Origin of the sequence: Pseudomonas fluorescens, assembly GCF_902497745.1 — a bacterium.
Classification (GTDB): domain Bacteria; phylum Pseudomonadota; class Gammaproteobacteria; order Pseudomonadales; family Pseudomonadaceae; genus Aquipseudomonas; species Aquipseudomonas fluorescens_BM.
The window spans coordinates 60256-85517 of record NZ_CABVHJ010000019.1 but is presented as its reverse complement, the minus strand read 5'-3'; the positions used below and the strand labels follow the sequence as shown (position 1 = coordinate 85517).

26 protein-coding genes and 1 pseudogene are annotated in these 25262 nt (G+C 58.7%); 17 read left to right on the top strand and 10 right to left on the bottom strand.

Annotated features, from left to right (window positions below; translation table 11 throughout):
* Positions 1–130 precede the first annotated feature (130 nt).
* From F8N44_RS24665 to F8N44_RS32310, 6 genes and pseudogenes are all read left to right on the top strand, one after another.
* A complete protein-coding gene (locus F8N44_RS24665; RefSeq protein ID WP_150652127.1) occupies positions 131–1072 on the top strand; it encodes a fatty acid desaturase in 942 nt (313 codons plus the stop codon).
* A gap of 141 nt (positions 1073–1213) precedes the next feature.
* Positions 1214–2005 carry a phosphate/phosphite/phosphonate ABC transporter substrate-binding protein gene (locus F8N44_RS24655; RefSeq protein WP_150652126.1) on the top strand — a complete coding sequence of 264 codons (792 nt, stop codon included), beginning with the start codon at positions 1214–1216 and terminating at the stop codon, positions 2003–2005.
* A 189-nt stretch (positions 2006–2194) separates the two neighbouring features.
* The gene (locus F8N44_RS24650; protein ID WP_150652125.1) at positions 2195–2722 is read left to right on the top strand and encodes a sigma-70 family RNA polymerase sigma factor; all 528 of its coding nucleotides are present in this window, start codon (positions 2195–2197) and stop codon (positions 2720–2722) included.
* Positions 2719–3732: an ABC transporter substrate-binding protein gene (locus F8N44_RS24645; RefSeq protein ID WP_150652124.1), complete on the top strand. Its 1014-nt coding sequence runs from the start codon at positions 2719–2721 to the stop codon at positions 3730–3732. The genes F8N44_RS24650 and F8N44_RS24645 overlap by 4 nt, the downstream gene beginning before the upstream one ends.
* 566 nt (positions 3733–4298) lie before the next feature.
* Positions 4299–5075 (top strand): annotated as a pseudogene (locus tag F8N44_RS32315) (PAS domain-containing protein); the annotation flags it as partial.
* Between the two features lie 3 nt (positions 5076–5078).
* Positions 5079–5618 (top strand): methyl-accepting chemotaxis protein, encoded by a 540-nt coding sequence (locus F8N44_RS32310; protein WP_223259141.1) that lies wholly within the window; start codon positions 5079–5081, stop codon positions 5616–5618.
* A 139-nt stretch (positions 5619–5757) separates the two neighbouring features.
* On the opposite strand, the gene F8N44_RS24625 is transcribed toward F8N44_RS32310, so the two are convergent.
* The 3 genes from F8N44_RS24625 to F8N44_RS24615 form a co-directional block, all read right to left on the bottom strand.
* Entirely contained in the window at positions 5758–6303 is a 546-nt protein-coding gene (locus F8N44_RS24625; RefSeq protein WP_150652120.1) for a hypothetical protein, read from the bottom strand.
* A 153-nt stretch (positions 6304–6456) separates the two neighbouring features.
* A complete protein-coding gene (locus F8N44_RS24620) occupies positions 6457–7881 on the bottom strand; it encodes an MFS transporter (RefSeq protein WP_150652119.1) in 1425 nt (474 codons plus the stop codon).
* A gap of 125 nt (positions 7882–8006) precedes the next feature.
* Positions 8007–8447 (bottom strand): PACE efflux transporter, encoded by a 441-nt coding sequence (locus F8N44_RS24615; RefSeq protein WP_150652118.1) that lies wholly within the window; start codon positions 8445–8447, stop codon positions 8007–8009.
* A 122-nt stretch (positions 8448–8569) separates the two neighbouring features.
* Here F8N44_RS24615 and F8N44_RS24610 point away from each other — a divergent pair, with 122 nt between their 5' ends.
* Positions 8570–9442: a LysR family transcriptional regulator gene (locus F8N44_RS24610; protein WP_150652117.1), complete on the top strand. Its 873-nt coding sequence runs from the start codon at positions 8570–8572 to the stop codon at positions 9440–9442.
* 249 nt (positions 9443–9691) lie between these two features.
* Here F8N44_RS24610 and F8N44_RS24605 read toward each other — a convergent pair whose 3' ends face one another.
* Entirely contained in the window at positions 9692–10723 is a 1032-nt protein-coding gene (locus tag F8N44_RS24605; protein WP_150652116.1) for a LacI family DNA-binding transcriptional regulator, read from the bottom strand.
* 215 nt (positions 10724–10938) lie between these two features.
* Here F8N44_RS24605 and F8N44_RS24600 point away from each other — a divergent pair, with 215 nt between their 5' ends.
* Positions 10939–11472: a gluconokinase gene (locus F8N44_RS24600; protein WP_150652115.1), complete on the top strand. Its 534-nt coding sequence runs from the start codon at positions 10939–10941 to the stop codon at positions 11470–11472.
* Positions 11473–11554: 82 nt separating this feature from the next.
* A complete protein-coding gene (locus tag F8N44_RS24595; RefSeq protein WP_008082018.1) occupies positions 11555–12910 on the top strand; it encodes a GntP family permease in 1356 nt (451 codons plus the stop codon).
* A gap of 182 nt (positions 12911–13092) precedes the next feature.
* Here the strand turns inward: F8N44_RS24595 and alaC are convergent, their stop codons facing one another.
* On the bottom strand, positions 13093–14310 hold the full coding sequence (gene alaC, locus F8N44_RS24590; RefSeq protein WP_150652114.1) for an alanine transaminase: 1218 nt from the start codon (positions 14308–14310) through the stop codon (positions 13093–13095).
* Positions 14311–14449: 139 nt separating this feature from the next.
* Between alaC and F8N44_RS24585 the strand changes: the two genes are divergently transcribed.
* The 3 genes from F8N44_RS24585 (at position 14450) to F8N44_RS24575 (ending at position 16475) form a co-directional block, all read left to right on the top strand.
* The gene (locus F8N44_RS24585) at positions 14450–15112 is read left to right on the top strand and encodes a LysE family translocator (protein WP_150652113.1); all 663 of its coding nucleotides are present in this window, start codon (positions 14450–14452) and stop codon (positions 15110–15112) included.
* 68 nt (positions 15113–15180) lie between these two features.
* On the top strand, positions 15181–15675 hold the full coding sequence (locus F8N44_RS24580) for a GyrI-like domain-containing protein (RefSeq protein ID WP_150652112.1): 495 nt from the start codon (positions 15181–15183) through the stop codon (positions 15673–15675).
* Positions 15676–15986: 311 nt separating this feature from the next.
* Positions 15987–16475 (top strand): GNAT family N-acetyltransferase, encoded by a 489-nt coding sequence (locus F8N44_RS24575; protein WP_064389186.1) that lies wholly within the window; start codon positions 15987–15989, stop codon positions 16473–16475.
* Positions 16476–16594: 119 nt separating this feature from the next.
* Here F8N44_RS24575 and F8N44_RS24570 read toward each other — a convergent pair whose 3' ends face one another.
* Both F8N44_RS24570 and F8N44_RS24565 read right to left on the bottom strand, forming a co-directional pair.
* Complete coding sequence (locus tag F8N44_RS24570; protein WP_150652111.1) at positions 16595–17200, bottom strand: pyridoxamine 5'-phosphate oxidase family protein; 606 nt, start codon at positions 17198–17200, stop codon at positions 16595–16597.
* 18 nt (positions 17201–17218) lie between these two features.
* The gene (locus F8N44_RS24565; protein WP_150652110.1) at positions 17219–17704 is read right to left on the bottom strand and encodes a GNAT family N-acetyltransferase; all 486 of its coding nucleotides are present in this window, start codon (positions 17702–17704) and stop codon (positions 17219–17221) included.
* 141 nt (positions 17705–17845) lie between these two features.
* Between F8N44_RS24565 and F8N44_RS24560 the strand changes: the two genes are divergently transcribed.
* The 3 genes from F8N44_RS24560 to F8N44_RS24550 are packed head-to-tail and all read left to right on the top strand — an operon-like array spanning position 17846 to position 19890.
* Positions 17846–18271, top strand: a complete 426-nt coding sequence (locus F8N44_RS24560; RefSeq protein ID WP_150652109.1) for a YybH family protein — start codon at positions 17846–17848, stop codon at positions 18269–18271.
* A 40-nt stretch (positions 18272–18311) separates the two neighbouring features.
* Entirely contained in the window at positions 18312–18656 is a 345-nt protein-coding gene (locus tag F8N44_RS24555; RefSeq protein ID WP_053122952.1) for a YciI family protein, read from the top strand.
* Positions 18649–19890 (top strand): RNA polymerase sigma factor, encoded by a 1242-nt coding sequence (locus F8N44_RS24550; protein ID WP_150652108.1) that lies wholly within the window; start codon positions 18649–18651, stop codon positions 19888–19890. The genes F8N44_RS24555 and F8N44_RS24550 overlap by 8 nt, the downstream gene beginning before the upstream one ends.
* 217 nt (positions 19891–20107) lie before the next feature.
* Here the strand turns inward: F8N44_RS24550 and F8N44_RS24545 are convergent, their stop codons facing one another.
* Entirely contained in the window at positions 20108–20962 is an 855-nt protein-coding gene (locus F8N44_RS24545; RefSeq protein ID WP_150652107.1) for a LysR family transcriptional regulator, read from the bottom strand.
* An 89-nt stretch (positions 20963–21051) separates the two neighbouring features.
* Here F8N44_RS24545 and F8N44_RS24540 point away from each other — a divergent pair, with 89 nt between their 5' ends.
* Entirely contained in the window at positions 21052–21489 is a 438-nt protein-coding gene (locus tag F8N44_RS24540) for a multidrug/biocide efflux PACE transporter (protein ID WP_150652106.1), read from the top strand.
* A gap of 118 nt (positions 21490–21607) precedes the next feature.
* Here the strand turns inward: F8N44_RS24540 and F8N44_RS24535 are convergent, their stop codons facing one another.
* Entirely contained in the window at positions 21608–22366 is a 759-nt protein-coding gene (locus F8N44_RS24535; RefSeq protein ID WP_150652105.1) for an SDR family NAD(P)-dependent oxidoreductase, read from the bottom strand.
* Between the two features lie 125 nt (positions 22367–22491).
* Between F8N44_RS24535 and F8N44_RS24530 the strand changes: the two genes are divergently transcribed.
* Positions 22492–23388, top strand: a complete 897-nt coding sequence (locus F8N44_RS24530) for a LysR family transcriptional regulator (RefSeq protein WP_150652104.1) — start codon at positions 22492–22494, stop codon at positions 23386–23388.
* Positions 23389–23508: 120 nt separating this feature from the next.
* Here the strand turns inward: F8N44_RS24530 and F8N44_RS24520 are convergent, their stop codons facing one another.
* Positions 23509–25122 carry an inorganic phosphate transporter gene (locus tag F8N44_RS24520; RefSeq protein ID WP_150652103.1) on the bottom strand — a complete coding sequence of 538 codons (1614 nt, stop codon included), beginning with the start codon at positions 25120–25122 and terminating at the stop codon, positions 23509–23511.
* Positions 25123–25262 lie beyond the last annotated feature (140 nt).

The window sequence follows — 25262 nt, the reverse complement described above, 5'->3', positions numbered from 1 at the left end:
GACATTTTCGGCCATTGATCACGTCTTTCCGGAGCCCGGTTCTCGGGCTCCTGCCTTGATCTGAAAATAATCTGCAAGATTGCGCCGCGTCGTTGCACAGAAGGGGATCAATCCCGTTCCGAGCAATGCCATGCCCCATTACTTCGACGCCGCCCATCGTCAGCAGATCGAAATCCTGCGCCAGCGGTTCACCGCCCGCACCGAATGGCCGACCTGGCTGTTGCTGATCGGCGTCTATGGCGGCTGGTTTGCCATTGTGCTCAATAGTCAGTGGCTCGGTCGTGGCTTGAGCACGCTGCTGCTAATTCCGCTACTGGTCCTGTGGCTGTCAGTGCAGCACGAATTGCTCCACGGGCATCCGACGCGCTGGACCTTGCTCAACAAAATCCTCGGCTACGCGCCATTCGCGGTCTGGTATCCGTACACGCTGTATCGCGACAGCCATTTGTTGCATCACCGTGATGAGGATCTGACTGTGCCCGGCGTCGATCCGGAGAGCCGTTACCTGACCCGCGCTGGCTGGCAGGGCAGTTCGCTGTTCGAACGCAGCTTGTACTGGTTGAACAAAACCGTGCTCGGCCGTTTCGCATTGGGCGCCCCCCTGGCATTGTTGGCGCTCGCTGGTGAAGAACTGCAGCGGCTGAAGAATGGCGAACGCCAGGCATGGCTGATGTGGCTGACCCACGGCGCGTTCACCCTGCTGATGCTGGGGTTCATCGCCCGTTTCAGTGTGCTTCCGGTCTGGCATTACCTGCTGCTGATCAGCGTGCCGGCGCTATCGGTCGCGATGATCCGTTCCTACTATGAACACCGTCCGCATGCGCAACCGGAACAACGCACGGTGCTCAATGAGGCCGGTTGGCCATGGCGCTGGTTGTTCCTGAATCTGAATTTTCATCTGGTGCATCACGACTTGCCGAAGCTTGCATGGTACGACTTGCCGACGGTTTACCGGATGCATCGCGAGCAGTGGATCGCGCGCAGTGGCGGGTTTCTGGTGCAAGGGTATGGCGAGTTCTGGCAACGCAATGTCTTTAGGCCGATCGACAGTCCCGAGCATCCGTTCCACTGACCCAAGAACACCACAAAACCCTGTGGGAGCGAGCCTGCTCGCGAAGGCGTCGTGTCAGTTGATGAATCTGTTGTCTGACCCAGCGCTTTCGCGAGCAGGCTCGCTCCCACATTGGATATTTGTAACTCGGGAAAAATGTGTATGACCCAACACCACACCGAACTCCTGATGTACGTCGCCCCCGAGCCGATCCGCGCGGCCAATGAGCGCTGGATTGCGCGCATCCTTGAGCAGCTTGGCCACACCCGCCTGAGCGCTGAAGGCCTGTCATTACCCGAACTCTGGTTATCCCCCGATCTGCTGCTCACGCAAACCTGTGGCTACCCGCTGATGACCGCTTTGCGCGGACAAGTGCGCATCGTCGGCCGCCCACGCTACGAACTCCCCGACGCCAGCGCCGGCTACCATTGCAGCCTGATCCTCAGCCGTGCTGATGACCGGCGCACAACCCTCGCAGAGTTCCGTGACAGTCGCGGGGTGATCAACAGTCAGGACTCCAACAGTGGCATGAACCTGTTCCGTCAGCGCCTCGCGCCGCTGCATCAGGACGGACAATTCTTCGCCTCGGTCGGCACCAGCGGGGGACATCGCGAGAGCCTGCGCTGGTTGCGCGAAAACCGCGCCGATCTGGCTGCCATCGACAGCGTTACCTACGCCTATCTGGCGCAATATGCGCCGGAAGAAGTCCGTGCCTTGCAGGTGATTGCGCGCAGTGCCCTGAGCCCGACCCTGCCGTTCATTACGGTCGCCAGTGCCACGGACGAGCAGATCGAGCAGCTCCGACAGGTAATGAATGAAACCTTGCGCGAACTCCCTGATGTCGCACAGACCTTGGGATTGCCTGAGGTGTTTGCGGCCAGTGAGCGCGATTATCAAATCCTGCTCGACTATCAGCGTGAGGCTGAAGGACTTGGCTATGGCCGCTTGCGCTAAAGATCGCAGCCTTCGGCAGCTCCTACAGGGGATTGGTGTAGGAGCTGCCGAAGGCTGCGATCTTTCGATCTTTTATTTGTAAATGGAATATAAAAATTCATTTTAAGTATTTTTAACGAATAAGGCGCCTTGCTACGATCGCGCCACCGGAACACCGGACATTCAGCGACCCCCTATCAAGGAGCCCCTATGTCCGGCGCCGACCTTTCCCATCGTCATACCGTGGACAGTCTGTTTCGCGTCCACTATCGCTGGCTCTGTGCCTATCTGCGCGGTCATCTGCACGACGCGGCCAGCAGCGAAGACATCGCCTCCGAGACCTTTGCGCAGTTGCTCGAAGCCCCGGCGTTAAGAGCCATCCGCGAACCCCGCGCCTTGTTGACGACCATCGCCCAACGCCTGCTTTACCAGCGCTGGCGGCGTGGAGATCTGGAGCGCGGATATCGCCAGCAGATCGACGTCAATTACGCCGCCTCGCCTGAAGAACTGGTTCAACTGTCACAAACCCTCAAGCGCCTTGATCACAGCTTGCAGCGCCTGCCCGGCAAGGTTCGCACAGCGTTTCTGCTCGCCCGCATCGACGGCCTGACCTACCCGCAAATCGCTGCCGAACTGGGCATTTCCCAGCGTTCGGTCAGCGAGTACATGAGCCGTTCCCAAGCGCTGTGCGATCGCCATAGCGCCAACCAATTTATGGAAGACAAGAGGTCTGCATGAGATCGATCAAAACCCTGCTCGGCACTTCGCTGCTGGCCTTCAGCCTTAGCATCGGCGCTGTTTCGGCGGCGGAGAAAACCGCGCCGATTCACTTCGGCGACATCACTTGGGAAAGCGGCAGTTTCATTACCGAAGTGCTGCGTCTGATCGTTGAGAAAGGCTACGGTTACCCGACCGACACCTTGCCCGGCAGCACGGTCAGCCTTGAGGCCGCGCTGGCGAAAAATGACATTCAGGTGATCGGTGAGGAATGGGCCGGGCGCAGTCCGGCCTGGGTCAAGGCTGCCGCAGAAGGCAAGGTGTTTGGCCTCGGTGACACAGTCAAGGGCGCCACCGAAGGCTGGTGGGTGCCGGAATATGTGATCAAGGGCGACCCCGAGCGCGGGATAAAACCACTGGCGCCAGAGTTGAAGTCGGTGGCGGATCTGCCGCGCTACAAAGACGTGTTCCGTGACCCGGAAGACCCTTCACGCGGACGCTTCCTCAATAGCCCGACCGGCTGGACCTCGGAGATCGTAAACAGCCAGAAGCTCAAGGCTTATGCGCTGAACGACAGCTTCGTCAACTTCCGCACCGGTTCCGGCGCGGCACTGGATGCCGAGGTAGCGTCGTCGATCAAACGGGGTAAACCGGTGCTGTTCTACTACTGGTCACCGACGCCGCTGCTCGGCCGCTTCAAACTGGTCAAACTGGAAGAGCCGCCGTTCGATGCCGAGGCCTGGAAGACCCTGGCCGATGCCAATAACCCGAATCCCAAAGGCACCCGTTCGATGCCGGCGAGTCTGGCGATTGGTGTGTCGGCGCCGTTCAAGGCGCAGTACCCGGAACTGGTAACGTTCTTTGAAAAGGTTGATCTGCCGATTGATCTGTTGAACCAGACCTTGGCCGGGATGAGCGAAAAGCGTTTGCAGCCGAGAGTGGTGGCGCAGGCGTTCCTGCGTGATCAGCCGCAGGTCTGGAAGCCTTGGGTGCCTGCGGAGGTGGCGACCAAAGTGGCTGGAAGTCTGTAAGTTATTTCTGTTGTTTTTGTAGTGCTTCTTATGGCGCCTTCGCGAGCAGGCTCGCTCCCACAGTGGAATGCGTTCCGAATGTGGGAGCGAGCTTGCTCGCGAAAGCGTCCGCCCCGCCAACAACTTTCCCCGCGCTGAACCGTTTCTTGTGCAAAAAGTGCCAGATACTGGCCGACTAGTGGCCTTGCGCAAGGCTTGCCGCTGGCTATGCTTCTCGTAACTAACTATGTCGACCGTCATGTCAAAACATGGCGCGAACACATCGTTGGTCCGTGAATTCATGCTGCCAGAGTGCGCAACCCGAGGCACCGACACTGAACCAACAAGGAGCGTCACTTACATGGAAGTTCTTCAACGCGTTAGGGCTGGCCCGCGTGCGGGCTATCAAGAGAAGGATGTCTTGATTAGAGCGTCGCTGCATGGACTCTCCGATTGATCATCATTTATCACCTGACAACTTCCTCCCGTGGAGGAATGCGTGTGCCTGTTCTATGGAACGTAGTGGTGGATTCTGAAAGACCTGAACTTTCATCAAATCAAAAGAACGCGCGGAAGGTGATACAACCATGTTCAACCTACATCACAAGGCTGACCTGCAGCAGATCGAGCGCTTCAGCTGCGCCTTGACCGAGGCCAACGCCAAGCTGGAAGCGATCAGCCGTTCGATGGCAATGATCGAGTTCAGCCCTGACGGCATCGTTCTGGATGCCAACGAAAATTTCTGCAAGACCATGGGCTACAGCGCCGATGAAGTGCGTGGTAAACATCATCGGGTGTTTTGTGAAGAGGTGTTTTACCGCAGTGAGGAATACGCAAAGCTGTGGCGTGACCTGGCCCGTGGTGAACCGATCAGCGGGACTTTTCTGCGTTTGAACAAGGCCGGCAGGGAAGTCTGGCTCGAAGCCAGTTACATGCCGGTGTATGGCCCGGACAAGCAAGTCAGAAGTGTGATCAAAGTGGCGGCGGACATCACCGCGCGGATCAACAAGGAACACGAAGAAGAGAGCATGCTGGCCGCGATTGGTCGCTCGATGGCGGTGATCGAGTTCACCCCGGAAGGCAATGTCATTACCGCTAACGACAACTTCCTCAAGACCATGCAGTACTCGCTCAACGAAATCATCGGCCATCACCACAGCATGTTCTGCCATCGCAGCGAAGCGGAATCCTCGCAGTACAAGGCATTCTGGGCCTCGCTCAACCGCGGCGAATATCACTCACATCGTTTCGAGCGCAAGAACAAGTCCGGGCACATGGTCTATCTGGAAGCCTCGTATAACCCATTGTTCGACGCCAAGGGCCGCCTGTACAAAGTGGTCAAGTTCGCCAGCGACATTACCCATCAGATGACCACTTTGCAGAACGCTGCCGAATCGGCCCACAGCACCTCGGTACAAAACGATGCCTGCGCGCAAAAAGGCTCACAGGTCGTGCAGCAAACCGTGCAGATTATTCAGGACATCTCCCGCGACCTCAACGAAGCTGCCGTCAGCATCGATGCGGTGAGCAAGCAGTCGGACATCATCGGCACAATCGTTCAGACCATTCGCGGCATTGCCGATCAGACCAACTTGCTGGCGCTCAACGCTGCGATTGAAGCGGCGCGGGCCGGGGAACACGGGCGCGGTTTTGCCGTGGTAGCGGACGAGGTGCGCAGCCTCGCAGCGCGCACCAGTCAGGCGACCCTGGAAATTGTCGATGTGGTGCGCAAGAACCATGACCTGTCGCTGAGTGCGGTGTCGAGTATGCAATCAAGCCTGAGCCGCACCGGGCTCGGCGTGGAACTGGCGAACGAGGCGGGCGAGGTGATCCTCGAGATTCAGCAGGGCTCACGGCATGTGGTGGATGCGATCAGTCAGTTCAATGAAACCCTGCAACTGAACTGATTCCACAAAGTGGCCTGTAGGAGCTGTCGAGTGGAACGAGGCTGCGATCTTTTGATTCGTTGTTGGAAGCAAGATCAAAAGATCGCAGCCTTCGGCAGCTCCTACAGGCATACCGTGCGGTAGCCAGGAATGCGGGGTCTCAGAGCGCTGCGAGAAACTTGTCCGCCTGCTTGTCACTGTCCTTCACGTCGTTGTCTTTCTCCGCCTGCGCCAACTTCATCTTGTCCTGCAAGCGCTCGGCGATCTCCTTGCCGACGGCCAGTTGTTTCTCCGGCGGCATGGCTTTGATGTCATCTTCGGTCAGCCCCATGGACTGCAGGATACTGTCGCGCAAACGCTGTTCCGGCGTCTTGCTCATGTAGTCCTTGAACTCGTCAGTGGCGGATGTCGCCGAGGCGCTGGTGGCGTCGGTCGACTGCAGGCCCACGCGGGTCTTGGCGAACGCTTCGTCGACGTTGTCGCTGATACGCGAGGCTTCGCTGACTTGCTGGGTGGCGATCTGCGTGGCCGAGTCCTGCACCTTGGCGGTGGCCTCAGCGGTTTGCGCCTGGGTCTGGTTTTGCAGGGTTTGCAGCATGGCGCCGTGCAGGCCACCTTGCAGACCGGCCGCAGCGGTGGACGTCGCATCGTCATTCAGCGCTTTGGGCAGGTGAATGATTTGCTGTTGTTTGGCACTGATCAACATGATGTGTAGGCCTGTAGGTAATTGCTGACTCGCGTAGAGGAGCAATTACCGTGCCTTCTGAATAAATCCTGTTATTTCAACAATTTGCTTGTCAGTCAGGTGTTCGTGGCGGTCATCCCTTGCCTATAAGCGGCAGAGGATGACCGTTGCCTCTCAGCGATGCGCAATATTCTCCAGCGACAGATTGCGCGTGCGCGGACCGAACCAGCCGATGGTCAGCATCACGATCAGCATGCTGCTGACGATGAATGCCAGTACGCCCGGCGTACCGAAGTTGTCGAGAAACAGGCCGATCAGCAAGCTGCTGAACACCGTCGACAAACGACTGAACGAATAGCAGAAACCCACCGCTCGGGCGCGAATGTTGGTCGGGAACAGTTCGCTCTGGTACGAGTGATAACTGAAGCTGAGCCAGGCGTTGCAGAAGGTGATCATGACCCCGCAGAAGATCAGCCCGAACGCACTGGTTTGCAGGGCGAACAAGGTGCCGAAGGTCATCGCGCCGAGGGCCGACCCGACGATCTGCCATTTGTTCTCGAAGCGGTTGGCGAATTTCACGAACAGCAACGGCCCGAGTGGGTAGGCGAGGGTGATGATGAACGCGTACATCAAACTGTGGGTGACGCTGACACCTTGGCCGGAGAGCAGCGCCGGCAGCCAGTTGCCGAAACCGAAGAAACCGATGGCCTGGAAAATGTGGAAGACAATCAGCATCAACGCGCGACGACGGTACGGCGGCTGCCAGATATCAGCAAAACGGCCCTTGCCTTCGACGTCGACGGGTACAGTTTCCGGCGTATCCAACGGTTTACCGTGATCCTTCTCGCAGCGCGCTTCGATGCCATCGAGAATCCGGTTGGCTTCATCAAAGCGGCCATGCTGCGCCAACCAGCGCGGCGACTCCGGCAGGCGTTTGCGCAACCACCAGATGAACAGCGCAAACACCGCGCTGGCCAACACCACCCAGCGCCAGCCGGACACGCCGAACGGCGCTTGCGGCACCAGCCACCACGACATCAACGCCACCGCCGGTACCGACAAAAACTGCACGAAAAACGCGAAGGCAAACGCCGAGCTGCGCATGCGCTTGGGCACCAGTTCCGAGAGGTAGGCGTCGATAGTTACCAGTTCGATACCCAAGCCGATGCCGACCAGAAAGCGCATGCAAATGATGCCCAGCGCCGAACTCTGAATGCCCATCAACACCGTCGCCAGCGTGTACCAGACCAAGGCGAAGGTGAAGATCGCACGGCGGCCAAACCGATCCGCCAACGGACTGAGCAGGCTGGCGCCGAGGAACAGGCCGAGGAACGTCGCCGAAGCAAACGCCGCTTGATCGGAGAAACCGAACACGCCCTGATTACCGGTGGCAAAAATGCCATCGCGGATCAGCCCGGGGCTGATGTAGGCGGTCTGGAACAGATCGTAGAGTTCGAAGAAACCACCGATCGACAGCAGCGCCACCAAGCGCCAGATCGTCGCGACCGCCGGAAGGCGATCGATGCGGGCGGACACCTGTGCGGCGCGTATCGGGTCGATGCCGTCGCGTGGCGCGGCGGCGGGGGCGTGAGCAGTCATGGGCTGATCCATTTTTTATTGATGGAAAATCTTAGCCTGCTATCGGAGTTAACGGATTGTGAATATCGGCGGTTTAACCGGGTAAACCGCTGATTTCTCGCAATATCTGCTTACGAATTAACGATTTATGCCGCGGCCGCCGAATCCGGTAGCGCCGAGGCAGGCAACCCGAAGATCCGGTCAAACAGCCAATTGAAGGCAAACGTGTAGCAGGGGATGAAAATGATCAACGCCAGATCCAGCAGAAACGCCTGTATCAGGCTGATGTTCATCCACCAGGCAATCAACGGAATCAGGAATACGATCAGCGTCAGTTGAAAGCCGACCGCGTGAGCGATTCGTCGTTTTACCGTACGGGTGCGTGATTGCTGGCGGCTTTCCCAGTGCTCGAACATCGAGGTGTAAATGAAATTCCAGGTGACGGCGATGGTGGTGATGATCACCGCCAATGGCCCGGTGCTACCCGGCGAAGTGCCGGACAACAGCGCGAGGCCAAGGGCGGAGAAGGTCATGCCGATCACTTCATAGAGCGACACATAGACCAGTTTGCGTTTGACGCCTTGCATGGGGATTTGCCTCTTTCTTGCCATTTGTTGGCCAGCGGGACTGGCGAAGGGGGCGAAAGATAGCTTCAATGGGGCTGACAGAAAAAGTCAGCTACTTTCAGTTATATTGATAGGTGTGCAAAGTGAATTTCAACAGCGACAGCATTGAGCTGTTTCTTGCGGTGATTGAGCGCGGCTCGTTTTCAGCGGCGGCTCGCGCGTTGGGCAAGGTCCCATCGGCCGTGAGCATGGGTATCGGCAACCTTGAGGCTGAGCTGGGTTATCTGCTGTTTGACCGCAGCCATCGGGAACCGCAACCGACGGCGATGGCACTGTCGCTGGTGCCCCATGCGCGACTGATTGCCGAGCAGCTCAAGCAGTTGCAAGTGCATGCCGTGGAGTTGTCGCTGGGGCTGGAGAGCAAGTTGTCGATTGGCGTAGTCGCGGACATCGACCGGCGCCGTTTGCTGGCGGCGATCAAGGTGATCGCCGAGCGCCATCCGCTGCTCGATATCGAAGTGCTGACCGCACCGCAGGATGACGTGCTGGCGATGCTGCACAGCGGCCGGGTCAGCGTGTGCCTGGCCTTCGCCGGGCTGAGCATGAATGTGCTGGAGCGTTTTCAGTTTGTCGGCAGCGAACGGATGATCGCCACGCTAGCGGCGGACAGTCCGTTGTTGCAGGGCCAGGATGTGTTTCTCGAGGATCTGGTACATGTGCGGCAGATCATCGTCGCCAGTCGCGACTTGCCGATCAGTGAAACGCGGCCGTTGGTGGCAGAGTCGTATTGGCGCACCGACAGCCTTGAGACGGCGATGGAAATGGTCGAGGCGGGATTGGGCTGGGGCAATTTTCCGTTGTCGGTGGTGCAGTCGCGGCTGGACAGCGGACGGCTGAAACGGCTGAATTTTCGCAATATCGAAAACGGTCTGGTGATGCCGGTGCATGCGGTGTGGCTCAAGAGCCAGCCATTGCAGAAGGGCGCACTGGTCCTCGTCGACCTGCTCAGCCACTAGAAACAGTGGAGATCCAATGTGGGAGCGAGCTTGCTCGCGAAAGCGGTGTGTCAGACGACACAGGTTTATCTGAACCACCGCTTTCGCGAGCAAGCTCGCTCCCACAGGGATTGTGTTTCAACTCAGCATTTGTGAGCACCACATAAAACTGTAGGAGCTGCCGAAGGCTGCGATCTTTTGATCTTGTTTTCAAGAGCAAAATCAAAAGATCGCAGCCTTCGGCAGCTCCTACAGGGGATCGCGACATTTTCAGGTACTTTCGCGAATCTTCAGTTCAAAGCCCATGTCTTCAACAGGACGCGCCACGCTGTTACCCGCCATCAACGTCAGCATCTGCTCCGCCGCGCGGCGGCCAATCGCTTCACGCGGGGTGTTGATGCTGCTCAGGCGCGGCACCATGTGCTCGGACATCGGCAAGTCGTTGAAACCGAGAATCGCCACCTGCTCGGGAATCTTGATGCCGTGGCGCAACGCTTCCAGTAATGCGCCCTGCGCCAAATCGTCGTTACCAAAGAAGATCGCATCAACATCCGGATGCGCGGCGAGTAACTGCAAAAACAATTCCCCACCCAGGCCCACCGACGAAGCACGCGGCGTCAACACTTCCAGATCCGGGTCGTAACGGCCAGCCTTCTGCAACGCTTTGCGAAAACCTTCACCGCGCAACAAGGTGCGCTGATCGAGTTGCGCGCCAATGTAAGCCAGACGCTTGCGTCCGCGAGAAAGCAAATGTTCGGCCGCCGTTTCACCGGCACTGAGCTGCGAGAAGCCGACGCAATTCACCCCGGCAGCGCTGTCCAGTTCCATCATGTACACGCAGGGAATGTTGCTCGCCTCGATCATTCGCCGCGAACTTTCCGTGCGGTCAAACCCGGTCAGCAAGAAACCGCGCGGCTGATAGGCCATGTAGTTGCGCAGCAGGTTTTCTTCTTCATCGCGCGAGTAGTGGAAGTTGCCGATCAGCACTTCAAAGCCTTTGGGCGTGAGCACCCGATGAATGGCTTCCAGCGTATCGATGAACAGAAGGTTGGACAGCGAAGGCACTAAGACGACTACAGAATGGCTCTGCGCCGAGGCCAACGCACGGGCAGCAGGGTTCACTACGTAGTTGAGTTCACTGGCTGCTTTCTGCACTTTTTCCACCAGTTCCGTGGCGACCGTGCTGACCCCACGCAAGGCGCGGGAGGCGGTAATCGGGCTGACACCGGCCAGGCGGGCAACTTCATTCAGGGTGGGACGGCCGGTGGTGCGGGTATTTTTATCGTTTTTAGGGGTGGTCATCGACGGCTTGCCAAACAAAAATCAAGGCACTAAGGTAGCGCTGTCCTGATGCAGCTGTAAATGCGTAAGCGAGGTCCTGCCTGATCTTCGCTTTTTGGTGTTGGGAACAAACCTGCTGCAACCCAAAAAAACGACAAGAAGGCGTCGGCAACTTCTGCCTGTGCACTAGAGTCATAGCTAGCAAAGGTAGCGCTGTCTGCGCGCTGAGGTGTTATATGAGTCATCCCATCACCGCCCTGGTCATCATGGGCGTTGCCGGTTGCGGCAAGACGTGCGTCAGCGAGGCCCTGTGCCAATTGAGCGGCGCCACTGCCATTGAAGGCGATACTTTCCATCCGGCCGCGAACATCGAAAAGATGAGCGCGGGGATCCCCCTGAACGACGACGACCGTGCTGGCTGGCTCGACAGCCTGTGCGATGAACTGCGTCGCGTCGACGCGCTGGGCAAACGCCCGGTGCTGACCTGCTCAGCCCTTAAACACAGTTATCGCGAAGTGTTGCGCAGTGCCTTGCCGGGCCTGGGTTTCGTGTTTCTTGAATTGACCCCTGAAGTTGCCGCTGAACGTGTGTCCCATCGTCCGGGCCACTTCATGCCGGCCACGTTGATCGAAAGCCAGTTCGCCACCCTCGAGTCGCCCAAGGGCGAACCGTTGACCCTGGCGTTGAATGCTTCGGTCCACAGCGTTGAAGAACTGGCGTCCCAGGCTCACGTCTGGTGGCAGGCCCACGGTCTGAAGCAGGCGGTATGAGTGTGTTGAAAGAGATAGCGCTGTCCTCCCGACTTCTGTTTAACCCGCTTTAATAACAACAACAATCCAGGAGACACCCCCAATGTTTGGCATGTCCCATGAGACGTTCCTGCTGCTCGATGCAGTGGTCACGGTAATCGGCCTGATTATCCTGATCACCAAATTCAAGATTCACCCGTTCATTTCCCTGACCATCGCCGCCGCGTTCCTCGGCCTGACCTCCGGCATGCCGATCGGCACCATCATCAAGGCGTTCCAGGACGGCTTCGGTGGCGTGCTTGGTTTTGTCGGCATCATCCTTGCGCTGGGCACCATGCTCGGCAAAATGATGGCCGAGTCGGGCGGGGCGGATCAGATCGCCCAGACCCTGATCCGGGCGTTCGGTAAAGACAAAGTCCAATGGGCAATGATGTTCGCCGCGTTCCTGGTGGGCATTCCGCTGTTCTTCGAAATCGGCTTCGTGCTGCTGATTCCACTGGTGTTCATCGTTGCGCGTCGCACTGGCGTGTCGATCATCAAGATCGGTATCCCGCTGCTTGCCGGTCTGTCCGCCGTTCACGGTCTGGTGCCACCGCACCCGGGCCCGCTGCTGGCCATCGGCGTGTTCGGTGCCGACATCGGCAAGACCATTCTTTATGGTCTGATCGTTGCGCTGCCGACCGCCATCATCGCCGGCCCGATTTTCGGTACGTTCATCGCCAAGCACATTCCGGGTCACCCGAATCAGGAACTGGTCGATCAACTGGCCCGCGAAAATGACGACTCGACTACGCTGCCGAGCTTCAGCATCACCCTGATCACCGTGCTGCTGCCGGTGTTCCTGATGCTGCTGAAAACTTTCGCTGACGTGGCGCTGCCGGACGGTCACTTCTTCCGCACCTGGATGGACATGATCGGTCACCCGATCTCGGCACTGCTGCTGGCGTTGCTGCTGTCGCTGTACACCTTCGGGCACAAGCAGGGCATCGGTTCCCAGCAAATGCTCAAGTGGCTCGATGCAAGCCTGGCGCCAACCGCCGCGATCATTCTGATCATCGGTGCTGGTGGTGGCTTCAAGCAGATGCTGGTCACCAGCGGCGTGGGCGATGTGATCGGCCACATGGCGGTCAGCGCGCAGATTTCGCCGATCCTGCTGGCGTGGCTGGTGGCGGCGGTGATCCGTATCGCGACCGGTTCGGCGACGGTCGCGACCATCACTGGCGCGGGCATTGTGGTGCCGGTAGTCGGGATGATCCCGGGCGTTAACCGTGAGCTGTTGGTACTCGCTACGGGTGCCGGTTCGTTGATTCTGTCGCACGTGAATGACGCCGGTTTCTGGCTGGTGAAGCAGTACTTCAACATGACCGTGGCCGAGACGTTCAAGACCTGGACGGCGATGGAAACCATCCTCTCGGTGGTTGCGTTGGGCTTTATCCTGCTGTTGTCGCTGTTCGTTTAAACAGCTTCTTGCAGACACAAAAAAACCGCAGCGATGCGGTTTTTTTGTGGGTGATGATTTTTTTCGCTACACACAAAACCAATGTGGGAGCGAGCTTGCTCGCGAAAGCGGTGGGTCAGTCAGCATTGATGTAGCTGACACGACGCCTTCGCGAGCAGGCTCGCTCCCACAGGGGGTAAGTGTCAGGCGGAAGTTTTTGGAGTCAGGCCATCCGCCCGGAACATCCCGCGAATCCCGCGTACAGCCTGACGAATCCGGTCCTGGTTTTCGATCAGCGCAAAGCGCACGTGATCGTCGCCATACTCACCAAACCCCACCCCCGGCGAAACACAGACCTTGGCTTCGGCCAGCAATTTCTTGGCGAACTCCAGCGAACCCAGATGCGCGTACTGCTCAGGAATCTTCGCCCAGACATACATCGAAGCTTTCGGGTTCTCGACCATCCAGCCCAGCTCATGCAGACCTTTGACCAGCACGTTACGGCGCTGGCGATACTGCTCGGCGATGTCGCGCACGCATTGCTGATCGCCTTCCAGCGCAGCAATCGCCGCCACTTGCAGCGGGGTGAAGGTGCCGTAGTCGTGGTAACTCTTGATCCGCGCCAGGGCGTTGACCAGTTCCGGGTTGCCGACCATGAAACCGATGCGCCAGCCGGCCATGTTGTAGCTCTTGGACAGGGTGAAAAACTCCACGGCGATGTCCTTGGCGCCCGGCACCTGCATGATCGACGGGGCTTTCCAGCCGTCATAAACGATATCGGCGTAGGCCAGATCGTGAATCACCAGCACGTCGTACTGCTTGGCGAGGGCGATCACCCGTTCGAAGAAATCCAGCTCCACGCACTGTGCAGTCGGGTTTGACGGGAAGCCGAGGATCATCATTTTCGGCTTCGGGATCGAACCGCGAATGGCCCGTTCCAGTTCATCGAAGAAGTCCACGCCCGGCACCAGCGGCACCGAACGCACCTGGGCGCCGGCAATCACCGCACCGTAGATGTGAATCGGGTAACTCGGGTTCGGCACCAGCACGGTATCGCCCTGATCCAGGGTCGCCAGCATCAAATGCGCCAGGCCTTCCTTGGAACCGATGGTGACAATCGCCTCGCTTTCCGGGTCGATATCGACCTCGTAGCGCTGCTTGTACCAGTTGGAAATCGCCCGGCGCAGGCGCGGAATGCCCTTGGACGTCGAGTAACCATGGGTGTCTTCGCGTTGCGCAACTTGTACGAGTTTCTCGACAATGTGCGGCGGCGTGGCCCCGTCGGGGTTGCCCATGCTCAAGTCGATGATGTCTTCACCACGACGACGCGCGGCCATCTTCAGCTCGGCGGTGATGTTGAAAACGTAAGGGGGGAGTCGATCTATGCGCGCAAAGCGGCGCGGCGAACCTTGTTCAGCCATTGTTGCCTCGGATAACGTAAGCGCCCGGAACCGTCCGAGCGACGCTGGTCACTGCGGTGACCTGTGGCGGAAGATAAGGTCAGTGATGGCATACTGTCCAGCCCGTTTGTAAACAATTTTGTTCCAAGGAAATCGGTAGATGGAATTCACCAGCGGCTTCTTGCTGAGCCTTTCGCTGTGCCTGGATATCGGCGTGGCCAACATCGCCATGATCACGCTGGCGATGCAGCGTGGTTACTTTCAAGGCTTCGCGCTGGGCCTCGGCACCTGTGTCGGTGACCTGATTTATGCGGTGCTGGCGTTGGCCGGGATGACGGTTCTGCTGCAGTACGAAACCGTGCGCTGGGTGCTATGGATCGGCGGTTCGGCGCTGCTGATCTACTTTGCGGCGAAGATGATTCACTCGGCAATCCATCACGAGGCGCTGCTGGCCGAGACGGCGGAAGTGGGGCAGAACTCCCATCGCAAGGAGTTCTTCCGGGGGATATTTCTCGCTATGTCATCGCCAAGCGCGATTCTCTGGTTTGCGGCGGTCGGCGGCACCTTGATCGCGCGTTCCGGTGGCGGTGGCCCGCTGAGTTCGGCGCTGTTCCTCGGTGGTTTCCTCTGCGCCGGGCTACTGTGGTCGGCCGGTTTGTGCTTCGCGGCGAGTCACGGTGGCAAGTTGCTGGGCGACAAGCTATTGCGCTACTCCTATATGGCATCTGCAGCGATCTTCTGCTATTTCGCGGTCTACGTGATCGTATCCGGCTACAACGAATTTGTCGGTTCGGGCGCCGTCGAGCAGTTGCACTCGCTGTAAACGTGCGAATTGGATTCGGCTTTCTATACTCCCAGCCGAACCCCCTTTTTTGTTCCAGGAGTCGAGTCATGGATGAGCAAAAACGCGTCGAAGTGGCTGAACCTCGCTTCGAACATGGACACTTCCTGCTGATTGCAGGCTTTCGCGGTCGTTTTACCCAGGACAGCGCAAAAGACATTCCGGCGTTGTGGGAAAAGTTCTTGCCGCATCTGGGAAAGATCCAGGGGCAAAAGAACGAAGTGACCTACGGGGTCTGCAGCAACTTCGATGGCAAGGGCGGCTTCGATTACATCGCCGGGGTGGAAATCAGCAAGCTCGATGACCTCGACCAGAAGGTTTATCAGTGGGTGGAAGTGCTGCCACGGCAGTACGCGGTGTTTGAGCACAAGGGACCGCTCGATCAGTTGCCGCAAACCCTGCAATACATCTACAAGACCTGGTTGCCGAGCTCTCATTACGTGGAGCTCAACGCCCCGGAACTGGAGCGCTACAGCGCCGATTTCAATCCGAAGCTGCACACCGGCAAGCTGGAAATCTGCGTGCCGGTCGATACCAAGGCCTGAGCCCGCAGCAGTGAGGCGGATCAATGATCCGCCTCAGGCTTTCAACGCTGTTTACGTCGCGCCCGCAACAGGTCGATGCCCAAGGTGATAAAGCCGAACGTACTGATGCCCAACACCATCAACAGGCCGATTTCAACGCTGCTCATAAACGGTTTCCCCCAAGGGTGATCAGAGACACACCTGAGAAATAGCCCGCCGCGAACACGAAGAAAAGCACTTATACGCAGGCTTTACGCCGCCCGTGCGCATCGATATGCAGGCCTTATTCCTTTATGCTTTCGGCACTTTCTTCTGCTGATTTCCGAGCTGCCATGAACACCGTCATTCGCAACGTCACCGCCGCCGACCTGGATCGCTGCTACGCCATCGAAACCGTTGCCTACGAAGGCGACGAAGCGGCGACCCGCGAGAAGATCGCCACGCGCATTGCCACTTGGCCAGAGGGTTTTATCGTCGCCGAGGTAGATGGCGTGGTGGCGGGTTTCGTCAACTCCGGCGCGGCGTTTGACGTGCAGATGTCGGACGAGGCCTTCAAAGAGTTGATCGGCCATGACCCGAAAGGCCCGAACGTGGTGATCATGTCGGTGGTGGTGCACCCGGATTATCAGGGGCAGGGATTGGCCAAGCGCTTGATGGGCGAGTTCATCGAGCGCATGCGCGGGATGGATAAAGCGACGATTCATCTGATGTGCAAGGAGAAGCACATCCCGCTGTATGCCGGGTTTGGGTTTGCCTACATCAAACCGTCGGAGTCCGATCACGGCGGCATGGCGTGGCACGAGATGATCCTGACTCTCTGACCCCAGCCCGATCTCCACTGTAGGAGCTGCCGAAGGCTGCGATCTTTTGATCTTGATTTTTTAACAGCAAGGTCAAAAGATCGCAGCCTTCGGCAGCTCCTACAGGGGATCGTGTTGTATCAGTAGAGGGTGTCGGTTACCCGTTTAGGCGCTTCACGGTCGTAGGTCTCGGCGTCGAACTCGCCATCATTCAGGCGTTTGTGGAAGGCGCCGGCAGAGGGCAGAGCTGAGCGCGGCAGATGCGTTTCAGGATTCCAAGCATCCGAGCGTACAAACGCTTTTGAACAATGAAAAAACGCCGCCTCCACCGTCACCAGCAACACCGTCTTCGCCGGTTTGCCATTCACCGCAAAGCTTTCCAGCAGAGCCGGCTCAGCGCTGATCATCGCCGTGCCATTGACCCGCAACGTCTCGCCAATCCCCGGAATGATGAACAGCAACGACACACGCGAATCGTGCAGTACATTGCGCAAGGTATCGATGCGGTTGTTACCCGGACGGTCCGGTAAGGCCAAGGTGTTTTGGTCAATGATCCGCACAAACCCCGGCGCATCACCGCGCGGCGAGTTATCGAGGCCATCGGTCCCCACCGAGCTGACAATCACCAGCGGCGAAACCCGCACCATCGCCTGATAATCCTCGTTGAGAAAACCGATCTGCTTGCGCACCGCCCGTTCATGCGGCAATCCGTAAATCGCTTCCAGCGCTTCGATTGAATCGATCATCGTGCATCCCTCGATGACTTAGAAAACCAGGCCCATGCGCCGTTCGTAACCGATCCGGCCCTTGTACGCTTCGCCGCTGTCGACGTAGCCGTGCTTGGCGTACAGCGCGATGGCTGCGTCGTTGTCCGCGTCCACCGACAATTCCAGCCCCTTGATCTCCGGCCAGGCCTGACGCGCGACTTCGGGCAACGCTTGCAGACAGGCCTTGCCGTAACCCTTGCCCTGCGCGCGGCGATCGACCTGCAACGCATGCAAGGTGGCGCTGTGCTCATTGGCCCAAGCGGGCAACACCGGCGGGCGCTTGAGCAGCAGAAACGCCACCGGCACGTCATCCGCCAACAGCGCAAAACCTTTCACGCCGGGGCCGGGTTTCGACAGCAGCGTGTGCAAAGCGCCGTGGATATCGCCAGAGAACTTGATCTGCTCGGCATGGATTTCAATCGCCTCGACTTGCTCACGCTGCAAGGCGTTAAGGCTGTCGTACGGCACGAGTTGGGCTGACACGGGAATTTCCTTTTTCCTACAAAGATGAGCCTCGGATTCTAGCGATTTTGTCTTCTGTAGAATTTTTTTGTTTGCTCTGTCGATCTGCCCAATCGCCGAACGACTAAGAGTGTCTTCACAACAAAAACCACGGAGAACAGCATGAGCGCACAATCTGAAATCCAGACCCTGATCAACACCTACCGCGAAGCCGTCATGACCAAGGACGTAGAGAAAGTCATGGCGTTGTATGCCGATGACATCGTCTCCTTCGACGCGATCAAGGCCCTGCAATTCAAGGGCAAACCCGCCTACCGCGCGCACTGGGTCGAGTGCATGGAAATGTGCCCCGGCCCGCACGTCTTCGAGTTCCATGAAATCGCCATCGAAAGCGCCGACAACATCGCCTTCGCCCACTGGGTGGCCAACTGCGGCGGCACCAATGACAAAGGCGAAACCCAGAGCTGCTGGATGCGCGTCACCGCCTGCTATCGGCAGATCGGCGGGGCGTGGAAAATCGCCCACGAACACTGGTCGGCGCCGTTCGATCCGATGAGCGGTGCGACGCTGTTCGATGTGACCCCCTGATCTTCAGCCATAGTTGAACCGTCCGATTCAGGAGAACGCCATGAAGTATTTATGCCTGGTCTACAGCGATGAACGCCTGCTGCATTCATCGCCCGACAGCCCGGAGGATGCCGAGTGCTGGGCCTACGCCGAGTCGATTCAGGGCAGTGGGCGGATGGTTGCCGCCGAAGCGCTTGAGTCGGTGCAGACCGCCACCACGGTGCGCATGCGTAACGGCAAAGTGTCGATCACCGATGGCCCGTTTGCCGAAACCAAAGAGCAATTGGCCGGTTTCTACCTGATCGACGCCAAGGATCTCAACGAAGCGATCCAGGTCGCCGGCAACATTCCGGCGGCGCGGGTCGGCAGCGTGGAAGTGCGGCCGGTGCGGCAGTTGAATGTCTGAGGTTCGGGCGCGGGTCGAGCAGGTCTATCGCGAAGACTCGCGGCGGATTCTGGCGACGCTGATTCGTCTGCTGGGCGATTTCGACCTCGCCGAAGAGGCCTTGCATGAGGCGTTCTTCGTCGCGGTCGAGCGCTGGCAACGCGACGGCGTGCCGGACAGCCCGCGCACCTGGCTGGTGTCGACCGGGCGCTTCAAGGCAATTGATGTGTTGCGCCGCCGCGCGCGGTTCAAGGCCTCGCAGCCATTGTTGTTGGCGCAGTTGGAAGAACTCGAGCAGGCCGACTGGAGCGGTGAAGACGTGGAAGATGATCGTCTGCGACTGATCTTCACCTGTTGTCACCCGGCACTGGCGGCGGATTCGCAAGTGCCTCTGACCTTGCGTGAAGTCTGCGACCTGACCACCGAGGAAATCGCCCGCGCCTTTCTCTCCGCGCCGGCGGCGATTGCTCAACGCATAGTGCGGGCGAAAGCCAAGATCCGTGACGCGAAAATCCCTTATCAAGTACCTAGCCTGAGCGAATTGCCCGAGCGCCTCGACAGTGTGTTGCGGGTGATTTATCTGGTGTTCAACGAGGGGTATTCGGCGTCGGGCGGGGCTGAGTTGACCCGTGAAGATCTGACCCGTGAGGCGATCAGGCTGGGGCGGTTGTTGATGGAGTTGCTGCCAGAGCCGGAGGTGATGGGGCTGTTGGCGATGATGCTGTTGCACGAATCGCGACGCTCGGCGCGCACTTCGCCGAGTGGTGAATTGGTGCTGCTGGATGATCAGGATCGCTCATTGTGGAATAGCGAATTGATCGCCGAAGGCTGTGCGCTGGTTGAGCGTGCGCTGACCACGCGGCGATTTGGGCCCTATTGCCTGCAAGCGGCGATTGCCGCAGTGCATGCCGAGGCGCCGACGGCGGCAGAAACCGATTGGGAACAGATCGTCGGCTTGTATGACGTGCTGTTGCGCGCGGTGCCTTCGCCGGTGATCGAGTTGAACCGGGCGGTGGCGGTGGCCAAGCGTGATGGGGCGCTGGCAGGGTTGAATCTGATTGAAGGGATTTTGGTGCGAGGGGAGTTGCAGGATTACCACTTGGCGCATTCGGCGCGGGCGGAGTTTTGTCGGCAGCTGGGCAGGGTGGAGGAGGCGCGGGCGGCTTACTTGCGCGCTTTGGAGCTGACCCGACAAGAGCCGGAGCGGCGGTTTATTGAAGGGCGGCTTTCGGCGCTGGAATTGCCCTCACCCTAGCCCTCTCCCAGAGGGAGAGGGGACCGATTGGGGGATATTGGAGAGGTTCACCGACCTGAAAGCTCAGCTGTGAATCCATAAACGACCCGGTCTTTCAGGTCGATGTCTGACGCAAGACACCTCGGTCGGCTCCCTCTCCCTCCGGGCGGTCCGACGTTTCGGGAGGGCTGGGGTGAGGGGCTTTTGACTTCAGGCTTGCCAGCGATTGGCTGCGCCGCTATTCCAGCATCTTGCTCAACAACCAGCTCCCCGCCGGCCCCGGCGGATAAAGCCGCGACCACAAAGCATCAACAAACACCGGCTTAGGCCAGCCACGCACCTTCAATTCCACCAGCAAATCATTGCCAAAGCGCTGCGCCAGCCAACGTGGCAGCGGCGCCCAGCCAAAGCCTTTCTCAGCCATTTCCAGCAACATCAAATAACTCGGTGCCGACCACACCCGACCTTTGCCACGACTGTCATACGGATTGACGATCGTCGCCAGACGCAGCTCGCGGTGCTGCTCCAGCACATGCTGATCAATGTGATCAAGCTTCGCCAGCGGATGCTCACGACTGACGAACAAGGCAATTTCCGTGTGCTCGGCCACGGTCGAGGTGACCAGATCCGGCGGGTAGCTCTCCTGCATTTCGGCGAACGCCAGATGCGCACGACCACGCTGGACCAATTCGATCAGGTCATCACATTCGGCAATCAAACATTCCAGCTCCAGATCCGGATAACGCTGCTCAAACCCGACCAACGCCGCTTCAAAACGGTCCGACTGATAGGTGTCGGAAATCGCCACGGTCAGCTTCGGTTCGACGCCTTGGGAAAGTTGCCGCGCAGTCATCTCGAGGCGACTGCTGGCCGCCAGAATCGCCTCGGCGCGTTGCAGCATCACATGTCCGGCCGGGGTCAGGGTCGGTTTGCGACTGCTGCGATCGAACAACAGCAGATCCAGATCGATCTCCAGACTGGCCACCGCCGCGCTGATGGTCGATTGGCTGCGCCCGAGCTTGCGCGCCGCTGCCGAAAACGAACCTTGCGTGGCAGCCTGGACAAACGCCAACAGCACTTCTTGCGAGATCATCAACTATCGCCTTGATCGATGGTTACTGGTTATGAAGTATCGATGCGAGCATAGATCATGGCAACCATCTTCACTCAAGGACTCAGGCCATGACTGCCAACAAATCCATCACTGAACGTATTTTCCAGGCCATCGGTTTCGAACTGCTGGCGATTCTGATCTGCACCCCGTTGCTGGCGTGGATCATGCAAAAACCGATGCTTGAAATGGGCGCGGTGACGGTGTTGATCGCCCTGTTGGCGCTGGGTTGGAACGTGGTGTTCAACCGCTTCTTCGATCGCCTGCTGGCGCGTATGAACGTTGCGCACAACGCCTGGGTACGGGTGGTGCACGCGCTGCTGTTCGAGGGTGGTTTGATCGTGATGGGCGTGCCGTTGATTGCCTGGTGGCTGTCGGTCAGCCTGTGGCAGGCGTTTTTGCTCGACATCGGCGTGTTGCTGTTTTTCCTGCCGTACACCTACGTGTATCACTGGGGCTATGACGTAGTGCGCGAGCGCTTCATGACCCGCAATGCCTGCCAGAACTAACCTCGTTCCCCGTGTAGGAGCTGCCGAAGGCTGCGATCTTTTGATCTTGTCTTTAAAAACAATATCAAAAGATCGCAGCCTTCGGCAGCTCCTACCAGGGAAAGTGTTTCAGCGTTGGTTAGAGGAACATGCCGCCGGATGCCTCAACCCGCTGGCCATTGATCCACTGTCCACCCGGCGACAGCAACAACGCCAATGCCCCGCCAATATCATCCGGCTGACCGGCACGACCCAGCGCGGTGTTGTCGGCGACCATCGCATTCACCGCCGCATTGTCGCGAACGGCGCCGCCGCCAAAGTCGGTTTCAATGGCACCTGGCGCCAGAATGTTCACACCGATTTGCCGTGCGCCCAGCTCTTTGGCCTGATAGCGGGTCAGCACTTCCATTGCACCCTTCATCGCCGCATAAGCGCCGTAACCCGGTAGGCTGAAACGGGTCAGGCCGCTGGAAATATTGATGATGCGCCCGCCGTCGTTAATCAGTGGCAGCAACTGCTGGGTCAGGAAGAACGGCCCTTTCAACTGGATGTTCATCAGCAGATCGAACTGCTCCGGCGTGGTTTCGGCGAACAGCGCGTGCACGCCAATTCCGGCATTGTTGATCAGGAAATCAAAGCGCTGACGTTTGAAGGTTTCCTGCAACGCGTGCTCAACCTGCGCACCGAAACCGGCAAAACTCTCGCTGCGGCTGACATCCAGTTGCAGCATCACGGCTTTGCCGCCGAATTTTTCCAGTTCAAGCACCAGCGCCTGGGCTTCATCGGCGCGGCTGTTGTAGGTGCCGATGATGTCGATGCTTTGGGCGGCGAGGTGCAGGGCGGCGTTTTTGCCCAGGCCACGACTGGCGCCGGTGATCAATGCGATTTTGCGGTTCATGGTTTTTCCTCGATTGCCGTGAGTGATCAGGTGATGGATCAAAGTTTATTTATCCGTCCTGTGGTGATAAACAGACTGAAACCGGAATCACTGATCGGCTCAGCCGAACAATCCACAGGTGCCCCATGAACAAACTGGAACTGCTGCGCACCTTCGTGCGGGTCAGTGAACTGTCGAGTTTCACCCTCGCTGGCGAGAACCTCGGACTGCCCCGCTCAACGGTGTCCGAACACGTGCAAGCGCTGGAAGCCCTGCTCGGCACACGCCTGCTGCAACGCACCACGCGCAAAGTACAGGCAACGCAGGACGGTCTGGTGCTGTACGAACGCAGCAAGGATCTGCTCTCGCATATGGACGAGATCGAAGGCTTGTTCCGTCAGGACGAGGCCTCGCTGACCGGGCGCATTCGGGTCGACATGCCGAACATTCTCGCGCGGCGCCTGATCATGCCGCGCCTGCCGCAGTTCATGGATCGCCACCCGAATCTTGAGCTGGAAATCAGCAGCACCGACCGTCGGGTCGATCTGCTCAGCGAAGGGTTCGACTGCGTGGTGAGGATTGGCGCGCAGCCGGATCAATCGGTGGTCGCGCGACATCTTGGTGACTTCCCCATGGTCAATTGCGCCAGCCCCGCGTACCTCGAGCGCTACGGTGTGCCGCAGTCGCTGGAAGATCTCGCGCAGCATCGACTGGTGCATTACGTCGGCGTGCTGGGCTCGCGTTCGGAAGGCTTTGTGTACGAGGAGGGCGGGCAGGTTAAACGCTTGCCGATGGCTGGCAGCATTACGGTCAACAGCACTGATGCTTATGAGTCGGCGTGCCTGGGCGGATTTGGTCTGACGCAGGTGCCGCGCACCGGCATGCAACCGCATCTGGAAAACGGTGAACTGGTCACTGTGCTGCCGCAATTCACCGCGCCGGCGATGGGCATTTCATTGCTGTATGCCAGGCAGCGACACCTACCTTTGCGAGTGCGCGTGTTCATGGATTGGCTCGGCGATCTGATTCGCTCCGCGCTCTAACCAACACCACACATCCAAATGTAGGAGCTGCCGGAGGCTGCGATCTTTTGATTTTGCTTTCTAAAAACAAGATCAAAAGATCGCAGCCTCCGGCAGCTCCTACACGGGAGTTGTGGAGGGTCAGAAAATCTGGGTGAACAGCCAATAGAGGCTGCCTGACAACAGGATCGCCGCCGGTAGGGTCAGCACCCACGCCATCAACAGATTACGGATGGTCTTCATCTGCAACCCACCACCGTTGGCAACCATGGTTCCGGCTACACCGGATGACAACACATGTGTCGTCGAAACGGGCAAACCGAACATGTCCGCCGCGCCAATGGTCAACATCGCCACGGTTTCCGCCGACGCACCTTGCGCATAGGTCAGGTGGGTCTTGCCGATTTTCTCGCCGACCGTCACCACAATCCGCTTCCAGCCGACCATGGTGCCGAGCCCCAGCGCGATGGCCACGGCGATCTTCACCCACAGCGGAATAAACCGTGTGGCGTTGTCGATCTGTTGCTTGAACAGTTGCAGCTTGCTGCTGGTGTCAGCGTCGAAATTGCCGACCTTGTTCTTGTCCATCAGGCGAATGCTTTCGCTGGCCAGGTACATGTCGTTACGCACGTTGCCCATGGCTTCGGCCGGAACTTTTGCCAGCGAGCCGTAGCCCCTGACTTCTTCGCCAATGTGCCCGGTGAGGGCGGCGAGGGCGGGAATCAGTTGTGGCGTGGCGTCCTTGCTGCGCACGTAATCGGAGAGCACCGCATGCGGATCGGCGGGCGTCGGCAGCGGCGCACTTTTTACCAGCGCTTGCTGGGTGACTTGCGCCACGGCGGCAAACTGCAACGACTGTTCTTCCGGCATGGTGCGATTCAAGGCATAGGCCATCGGCAGCGTGCCGACCAGAATCAACATGATCAGGCCCATGCCTTTCTGCCCGTCGTTGGAGCCGTGAGCGAAGGACACACCGGTGCAGGTCAGAATCAGCAAACCGCGAATCCACCATGGCGGCGGGGTGTTGCCTTCAGGTGCCTTGTACAGCGAACGATTCTTCACGAATGCGCGCAGCGCCAGCAGCAACAGTGCCGCACAACCGAAACCCACCAACGGCGAGAGCAGCAACGCATAACCGATTTTGGTTGCCTGCGCCCAATCGACACCGCTGGTGCCGTCGCGGCCATGCATCAAGGCATTGGCCACACCGACACCGATGATCGAGCCGATCAGCGTGTGCGATGACGACGCCGGTAAACCCAGCCACCAGGTGCCGAGGTTCCACAGGATCGCCGCAATCAGCAGAGCAAAGATCATCGAGAAACCGGCGGACGAACCGACCTGCAGAATCAACTCCACCGGTAGCAAAGCAATGATGCCGAACGCCACCGCGCCGCTCGAAAGCAGTACACCGAGGAAGTTGAAGAACCCCGACCAGACCACGGCAACATTCGGTGGCAGCGAGTGGGTGTAGATTACCGTCGCGACCGCATTGGCGGTGTCGTGGAAACCGTTGACGAACTCAAAACCCAGCGCAATCAGCAGCGCCACACCGAGCAACAGGAACGGCGTCCAGGTGGTGACCACCGTGCCGAGTTCGTGCATGTCGTGCATCAGGCTGTAGGCGGTGAAGAGCATCCCCATCGCCAACACCGCAAAAAAGATCACGTAGGTAAACGGACCGGTTTTTCTATCAAGGGCCGGCCTGCCGCTGGCGGCGGACGCGGGGCTGGCGGTCAGGGAGGGAGTAGCCATGAGAGGACAATCCTGAGCGAGGGAAGGAATGTCGCCCATGATCGTTGCAGAATGTTACAGAGTGACTGCGCCAGATCAGTGTTTGGCTGAATACCCCAACCATTGATCTGGAGGCAAAATCAAAAGATCGCAGCCTTCGG